Annotated in this window: 8 protein-coding genes and 1 pseudogene; 6 read left to right on the top strand and 3 right to left on the bottom strand. The window is 67.8% G+C overall.

The genetic code is table 11. The annotated features are described in order from the left end of the window. Positions 1-80, bottom strand: an 80-nt coding sequence (locus ACWDV4_RS17155) for a helix-turn-helix domain-containing protein (protein WP_449979652.1), incomplete at its 3' end; no start/stop codon positions are given. Between the two features lie 525 nt (positions 81-605). On the opposite strand from ACWDV4_RS17155, the gene ACWDV4_RS17150 reads away from it, so the two are divergent. Both ACWDV4_RS17150 and ACWDV4_RS17145 read left to right on the top strand, forming a co-directional pair. Continuing rightward, positions 606-1,250, top strand: coding sequence for a class I SAM-dependent DNA methyltransferase (locus tag ACWDV4_RS17150; RefSeq protein ID WP_449979625.1), 645 nt, complete (start codon positions 606-608; stop codon positions 1,248-1,250). A gap of 58 nt (positions 1,251-1,308) precedes the next feature. Then, complete coding sequence (locus tag ACWDV4_RS17145; protein ID WP_449979623.1) at positions 1,309-1,518, top strand: hypothetical protein; 210 nt, start codon at positions 1,309-1,311, stop codon at positions 1,516-1,518. Between the two features lie 478 nt (positions 1,519-1,996). Here the strand turns inward: ACWDV4_RS17145 and ACWDV4_RS17140 are convergent. Both ACWDV4_RS17140 and ACWDV4_RS17135 read right to left on the bottom strand, forming a co-directional pair. Further along, positions 1,997-2,371, bottom strand: a pseudogene (locus tag ACWDV4_RS17140) (arsenate reductase ArsC); the annotation flags it as partial. A gap of 84 nt (positions 2,372-2,455) precedes the next feature. After that, on the bottom strand, positions 2,456-2,833 hold the full coding sequence (locus tag ACWDV4_RS17135) for an ArsR/SmtB family transcription factor (protein WP_449979620.1): 378 nt from the start codon (positions 2,831-2,833) through the stop codon (positions 2,456-2,458). Between the two features lie 83 nt (positions 2,834-2,916). On the opposite strand from ACWDV4_RS17135, the gene ACWDV4_RS17130 reads away from it, so the two are divergent. The 4 genes from ACWDV4_RS17130 (at position 2,917) to ACWDV4_RS17115 (ending at position 7,138) form a co-directional block, all read left to right on the top strand. Continuing rightward, positions 2,917-3,198 (top strand): hypothetical protein, encoded by a 282-nt coding sequence (locus ACWDV4_RS17130; protein WP_449979617.1) that lies wholly within the window; start codon positions 2,917-2,919, stop codon positions 3,196-3,198. Continuing rightward, a complete protein-coding gene (locus tag ACWDV4_RS17125; protein ID WP_449979614.1) occupies positions 3,195-4,481 on the top strand; it encodes a M28 family peptidase in 1,287 nt (428 codons plus the stop codon). The genes ACWDV4_RS17130 and ACWDV4_RS17125 overlap by 4 nt, the downstream gene beginning before the upstream one ends. Positions 4,482-4,525: 44 nt before the next feature. Then, positions 4,526-6,064, top strand: coding sequence for an FAD-dependent oxidoreductase (locus ACWDV4_RS17120; protein WP_449979612.1), 1,539 nt, complete (start codon positions 4,526-4,528; stop codon positions 6,062-6,064). A gap of 354 nt (positions 6,065-6,418) precedes the next feature. Further along, on the top strand, positions 6,419-7,138 hold the full coding sequence (locus ACWDV4_RS17115; protein WP_449979609.1) for a hypothetical protein: 720 nt from the start codon (positions 6,419-6,421) through the stop codon (positions 7,136-7,138). Positions 7,139-7,160: the final 22 nt, after the last annotated feature.

Genomic DNA, 7,160 nt, shown 5'->3' with positions numbered 1-7,160 from the left:
GTCCGGTTCAGCAGGTCGGCCTGCTCCCGGGTCGGGTGGAAGCGGAACTTGAAGGCCCGCTTCACGACACGCGTGGACATGTCTCACATGTTAGCCCACTTGTTTGTGACAGATTTTGCGGACAGGGTGTGGGTAGACGCCGACTTCGCCTCGACGGCGAATCGGCTACCCCTGACCTGCTCCGCAGGAGTCCGCTTCCTCTCCGGCCTGAAGGCCGCAGTATCCACGGAGGAATCTGATGACGCTGCCTCGGACGACCATCTCCAACAGCGGAGTGTCCGGAATGAGAAGGCTCCTCCAGTCAATCACCAGGGGCAGCTACCCCTACCAGGGTCAGACATGCCACTAACGGCCACAACCTGATGGTGTCGACGGCATGGCGACCCGGTCCCGGGCGGTCGCTTCGTAACTCACCGACCCCTGCAAAAGCCGCAGACATGCGTACGACCACCAGAACCGGACAGATCCTCGACCTGGCCGGGTTGCTCCTGTCCTTTCGTACCCATGCTTTGTGCGCAGCTGATGTCGCCGGAACAGCAATCGATGCGCACAAACCAGCGGCGCAGCGCCGGGCGGCGGCCGCGGTAGCGGTAGCGTCGCCGGGCATGACAACCGAAGACTGGCTCGCGGACACTCGGCGCTCCTACGACACCGTCGCCGAGAGCTACGCCAACCTGGTTCGCCACCTCCTGGACGAAACCCCGTACGAGCGGGCAGCTCTCGCGTTGTTCGCCGACCAGGTACGAGCAGCCGGCAGCGGACCAGTCGCGGATGTCGGGTGCGGTCCGGGGCGGATCACCGCCCACCTGCGCCAGTACGACATCGACGCCTTCGGGATCGACCTGTCACCCGCGATGATCGAAATAGCTCGCCAGGATCACCCTGAGCTGCGGTTCGCGGTGGGCTCGATGACTGATCTTGACCTCGGTGACGCCTCGCTGGCTGGCCTGGTCGCCTGGTACTCGCTGATCCACATCCCCGACGACGAAATCGACACAGTCCTGTCCCACTTCCATCGGGTTCTACGGCCTGGGGCTCCGCTCCTGCTCGCCTTCCATGTCGGCAACGAGTCGCAGTTGAAGACGGAAGGCTACGGCGGCCACCCGATGAACATCCATGTCCACCGGCGACAGCCTGCGAAACTGGCGGCCTGGCTGGAGGAGGCCGGCTTCACCATCGAGGCCCAGACGACTCTCAGCTCTCCAGAGAGCACACTCGGCGGGATCCTCTTCGCGCGCCGTCGCCCCTGAACATCTCGGGCTCAAGCGGGACCAGCCTCCGATGGCACGTACGCCGTAGCATCGATGCATGACAGCAGTAGTGACATCGCTCGTGGCGCTTTTCGTATTGCTGATCGCGGTGCTCGTCTTCGTGGGCGTACGAGACCGGAGGCGGTTCTCATCGTCTGAGGACTCAAGAGCGGCGCACGCCGCCAGATCCGAGCAGGAGCAGCACGCGGCAGAGCGTCATGGCGTGCAGGGTGAGACATGGCACCAGGACCGGGCCTCCGGCATGTGAATCTTCCCGTACCAGCCAAAATCCTGCCCGTCCGTCGGCCTACATCGGACAGCCCTCTGGGCTCCCCGACCGTGACGACACTCAACGCCAATCCGGACAGACCGACCCGGTGAAGCAACGTCCTACTGCTTCCGGCGGATCGCCCACACTCCTCCGACCACTGCAGCCAAGAACGGCAAAAAGCAACAGATGGCGGCCACCAGCAGCTGCCACGGTTTGATTGCACCCATGTCGAACGACTGTATCGATGCGCCGCAATCCCTGCATCTGCAAGGCACGGCCACGTCGTAGCGTTACCAAGCGATCAGTCGTCGGCGAGTTGTGTGAGCAGCAAGTCCGACCTGCCCCAAGGTCTACCATCCTTCACGAACATCCATCCTCGCTCGCATCCGTTGGTCATGCAGGTGGGTGGGTCGCGCCTCGTCACCAACCTGCATCGACTTCGTCTGGCGGCAGCTCGGCCGGCCACCAGACCCGCATCGACACGGGCGCGGATCTCGTCGCGGATGGGTCGAACAGCTTCGATTCCCTCACCGGCAGGGTCGGCCAGTTTCCAGTCTTCATAGCGTTTGCCGGGAAAGATGGGGCAGGCGTCGCCGCAGCCCATGGTGATGATGCAGTCGGAGGTTTCGGCGGCTTCCCATCCGAGTTTCATCGGGGTCTGATTGGTGATGTCAATGCCGATCTCCCGCATCGCTTCGACCGCGGCCGGGTTGACGGTCTCGGCAGGTGCGGAGCCGGCGGAGCGGACTTCGACGGCGTCGCCGGCAAGATGGCGTAGCCAGCCGGCGGCCATCTGGGATCGGCCGGCGTTGTGTACACAGACGAACAGGACGCTGGGCTTTTCGGGCATGGTTGGTTCCTGTCGGTCGGTGGTGAGTTCGGCGAGCAGGGCATGAACGCGGCCGCTCGATGCCGCACAGAAGGCCGGGGCCGGTCACGCGTTCGCAGCAGCACCGACGTCGAGCAGGCTCGCAAGCTGCCGCATGATTCCGGGCCGTGCCCGGTAGTAGACCCAGGTGCCACGCCGTTCGGCATCGACGAGGCCGGCCTCACGGAGAGTCTTCAGGTGGTGCGAGATCGTCGGTCCGGACAGTTCGAACGCTGGTGTGAGGTCGCAGACGCAGATCTCGCCGCCGGACGCCGAGGCGATCATCGACATCAGCCGTAGCCGTACCGGGTCGCCGAGCGCCTTGAGGACCGGGGCGAGTACGGCGGCGGCCTCGGTGGAGATCCGCTGCGCACTGATGGGCGCACAGCAGGGCACCGCGCCGTTGAGATCAACCAGCCCAGGTGCCGACGCTTGATTCAACATTCGTCTAGGTTGACAGATCTCGAAACAGGGTGCAATCCTCTGGTTCGAAGAACATCAAGACAGCACGTCTGAGGAGTGCCGAAATGACCACGAACGAAAGCCTGGGAGGCTTCGCCGGGGATCCGGCCGCCGCGCTGACCATCGCCGGTTCCGCCGGCTGCTGCGGAAACCCGGCCCAAACCACCAACATCGCCCTGCCCAACCCAGGTGACACGACCGGTGGCACCTGCTGCGGGACTCCGGCGGTGGCCGTCGCTGCTTCGGACGCCTGCTGTGCGCCGGCAGCCGAGACAGACCCGGCCGCCGAGGCAAATCCTGTGGTCAAGGCGGACCCGGTGGCCACTGGCACGGGTTGCTGCGGATGACTGCTTCCCGCCCCCTGGTCGGGCCCGCCCTCGAAGCGGCGCTGGAGATGGTGTCGGTCGACCGGCTGACCGCGACCGTCACCGCGCTCGCCGGCGACGCCTTCACCGGACGTCGGGTCGGCACGCCGGGCAACATCGCGGCCCGAACGTGGCTGGCCACGCAGTTGACCGACCTCGGTGCGGCCGTGACAACCGACCCATTTCCGGTACGGGCGGTGCCCGACATCTACGCCGCGCCGAACGTACGGTGGGGCACCGGGACCACCACGGCGAGCCTGTCGTTCGGCCGTGACGTCTCGCTACATCTCGCCTCCGCCAACCTCGCCGCGCCCCGGCATGCCCCGCTGGGAATCGCGGGTACGGGTGACCCGACCGGGCTCTGGTTGATCGTGCCGGCCGGAATGAGCCTGTTCGACGCGTACGGCCACGCTGATGGGGCGGCGGGGCTCCTTTTGCCGAGCGGGGTCGATGCGGACGGCTGGCAGTTCACGATGCTCGCCGGTTCGGAGCCCGGCCCGCTGCCGATACTCACCCTGTCCACGGCGGTCCACGACTGGCTCACCCAGATGGCTCTGGCTGGCCAGGGCTGGCTCGCGGCCGACGCCCCGATCCGCCGCGTCGACGTCACCGCCGCAAACCTGTACGGCCAACTGCGAGATGCGACAGCGGGGCACCCTGAACTGCTGCTGACCGCACATTTCGACGGCGTCGGCGACCATCCTGGTCTGCGACAGCCAGCTGCGGCCGACAACGCCAGCGGCGTCGCGGTGGTCCTCGAAGCTGTACGGGTCCTCAGCGCCGCCCTGCCCGAAGGACCGGACGGCGGTGACCTGTCCGCGGGAGGCGGCGGCCTGTCCGTGGCGCTGCTTGACGGTGAGGAGGTTGGCGCGCTCGGCTCCGCCCACCATGCCACCCGCCTGACCGAGGCCCGCGCACAACCGCTGGTGATCAACGTCGACGGGGCGGGACACCTGTGGCAGGCAGCCGCCGTGGAGGCTGGCGGACCCGCGCATGGTCTGCTTGCTGTGCTCGATCAGGCCGGTCGGCACACCGGTGTCCCGCTCGTCCCCGGACCGGTCGCCTCGGACAACCGCCGTTACTCCGGCGCGGGTTTCGCCGCGATCGGTGTCGGTGCCGGCATGGCCGGCTACCACAGCCCGGCCGACACAGCCGACCGGGTGGAGCCCGACACCCTCGTGGCGATCACCCGGCTCGTCGTCGCCACAGCGTGGCTTGCCTTGGCCACCTCGACCAGGTTTCCATCGCCCGTCGACGATGAGTGATCGCACTGCCTCGAAATACTGCCAAGACCGGAAGGAAGATCCTCATGAACGATCATCTACAGCAGTTGCCCACGGTAGTAATCGGTGCCGGTCCGGTGGGCCTGGCTGCCGCCGTACACCTGCGCGAACGTGGCCTGCCGTTCACCGTCCTGGAAGCCGGAGCATCGGCTGGTGCCACGGTCGCCGAATGGAGTCACGTCCGGCTGTTCTCCCCGTGGCGGTACAACATCGACCACGCTGCCCGGCGACTGCTTGACACCGCCGGTTGGGCCTGCCCAGACCTGGACGTGATGCCGAACGGCGGCGAGCTGGTCGAGCAGTATCTCCAGCCGCTGGCAAAACTGCCGCAGTTGGCCCCGCACATCCGTTACGACGCTCGGGTCGTGGCCCTCGGCCGGATAGGCGTCGACCGGGTCAAGACCGCAGGCCGGCAGAACACCCCCTTCGTCGTACGACTCGACACCGGCGAGGACGTTCTCGCCGCAGCGGTGATCGACGCGTCCGGCACCTGGAACACACCGAACGTGCTCGGCGCGAACGGCCTGCCCGCCTACGGCGAGAAGCAGTCGGCTGCACTGATCGGCCCGGCGATGCCCGACGTGCTCGGCGCTGATCGTTCCAGCTACGCCGGTAAGCACACGGTCGTCGTCGGCGCCGGGCATTCCGCCGCCAACACCCTGCTCGCCCTGGCCGAACTCGCCGAGCAGGAGCCCGGCACCCGGATCACCTGGGCCACCCGGGGCGGCTCGATCGAACGGGCCCTCGGCGGTGGAGACGCCGACGCCCTGCCCGGCCGGGGTGCCCTCGGCACCGGCATCAAGCTGCTGGTCGACTCCGGCCGCGTCGACCTGGTCGTCGGGTTCGCCGTCGACAAGGTCCAGGCCAGCGACGACGGCGCTGAGCTCACCGCAGTCGACGGACGTACGTTGACCGCCGATCGGATCGTGGCGGCCACCGGCTTCCGGCCCGACCACCGCATCGCCGACGAGCTGCGCCTCGACCTCGACCCGGCGTTGGGCTGCACCCGGGCCCTGGCCCCACTGATCGACCCCAACGAGCACTCGTGCGGCACCGTTCGTCCGCACGGTGTGGACGAACTCACCCAGCCCGAGCCGAACTACTTCGTCGTCGGCATGAAGTCCTACGGTCGGGCCCCAACGTTCCTGATGGCCACCGGCTACGAGCAGGTCCGCTCCATCGCCGCCGCCCTCGCCGGGGACTGGGTCGCTGCCCGCGACGTACAGCTCGACCTGCCCGAGACCGGCGTCTGCTCGTCCACCCTGGGCTACCAGGCGATGCTCGACGACGCCGTCGTCCGCTACGGCCTCGCCCCCGACGTCCCAGCCCGGCTGATCTCCGCAGCGCTACGGCACCTGCCCACCGCCGGTACCGTCGCCGCCGCCACCCGGGCCGCCGCCGCCGAACTCGGCATCGACCCCGACGTCGCCCTGCAACTCGCCGTCCTGGCCGGCGACCAGTTCGACCCCACCGGCAGCGGTGCCGTCGACACCTCATCGTTGCCGCGCACTGACCTGGGCCTGGTCGCCGTCGCCACCTCCGACGGTGGTAGCTGCTGCGGGTGAACACACCATCCCGCTGACCAGCGGCACACCGACCGCCGTCTCAGCGCTCGATCCCGTCCAGCCGGCTGAACAAGGCCGCTACGCAATGATCGTCACAGTCGAACCGGGCACCTGCCGAAAAGTAGGTGCCCGCTCGCACGACGGGCCAGCCGTCCAGCGCGTCCGGTCTGACCAGGGAGATTGTCGGATCAGCCTGGGGGCCGTGATCGTGGGGTGAACCGGGCTCGTCCCGCAGCCTGGCAGAGAATCGAGTCGTGCGGTATTTCGAGAGTCACCGGCCGGTCGCGGAGCGACTGGGACCCGACCACCAGCAGGTCCTCGTCGACGTCGCGAACCGTCTGGTACCGCGAATGGATGCGATCACGCAGGACCTTGGCGCAGCGCGGTCTGGCGTGGAGTCACCTCGCTCGCGCGTACCACGTCGGGAACAACCTGCTGCGCGAGTACCTCTTCGAGGACCTTCTCGCGTCGGGGGCATCGCCGGACGGACAGCTACAGGTGCTGCAGTACGCCACCGATGCGGCGTTCTCGTATGTCGATGCGATGACCCACCAGCTGCACGCCATCTACCAGCGGGAGGTGCGCCGGCGGAGCGACTCGTCAGTGTCGCGAGCCAGGGCCCTGGTACACGCCGTACTGTCCGGCAGCGACGAGGCCTCGGAACTGTCGGTGCAGACGGGATATCCGGTTGCGGCAATCCACGTCGGGCTGGTCGTGTGGAACCCGGAACCGCGGGGCAGCGCGATGCGGACGCTGGTCGAGCCCGATGACGTGTGCCACTCACTTGCTGCCACGCTCGGTGCCGAACACGTCCTCACGGTGGCCACGGACGAGGGCACCACGACCGCGTGGATCACGCTGCCCCGTGCTGCGGCACCGACGGGTGACCAACTCAGGGCGGCCCTTGGTAGCTCAAGCCCGCTCCGGGTAGTGGCTGGACTGCCACTGGCCGGCGATGAGGGCTTCCGGGCATCCCACCGTCAGGCACTGGCGGCGTACCGGCTGGCCGGGGTCGCCGACCCGGCTCTGGCCGCCCCATCTCGACTGGACCAGCAACCAGCGAGCACGACTTGACGAGCGGGTGACGGTCGGTGGG

Source organism: Micromonospora sp. NPDC003197, assembly GCF_053590565.1.
The sequence above is the reverse complement of the archived record's forward strand: the minus strand, read 5'-3'. Positions and strand labels throughout refer to the sequence as shown.

Bases quoted from the DNA above. Each gene is read 5' to 3' on its own strand.
- ACWDV4_RS17150 (WP_449979625.1), top strand. From the start codon at position 606: ATGACAACCGAAGACTGGCTCGCGGACACTCGGCGCTCCTACGACACC.
- ACWDV4_RS17145 (WP_449979623.1), top strand. From the start codon at position 1,309: ATGACAGCAGTAGTGACATCGCTCGTGGCGCTTTTCGTATTGCTGATC.
- ACWDV4_RS17135 (WP_449979620.1), bottom strand. From the start codon at position 2,833: ATGTTGAATCAAGCGTCGGCACCTGGGCTGGTTGATCTCAACGGCGCG.
- ACWDV4_RS17130 (WP_449979617.1), top strand. From the start codon at position 2,917: ATGACCACGAACGAAAGCCTGGGAGGCTTCGCCGGGGATCCGGCCGCC.
- ACWDV4_RS17125 (WP_449979614.1), top strand. From the start codon at position 3,195: ATGACTGCTTCCCGCCCCCTGGTCGGGCCCGCCCTCGAAGCGGCGCTG.
- ACWDV4_RS17120 (WP_449979612.1), top strand. From the start codon at position 4,526: ATGAACGATCATCTACAGCAGTTGCCCACGGTAGTAATCGGTGCCGGT.
- ACWDV4_RS17115 (WP_449979609.1), top strand. From the start codon at position 6,419: ATGCGATCACGCAGGACCTTGGCGCAGCGCGGTCTGGCGTGGAGTCAC.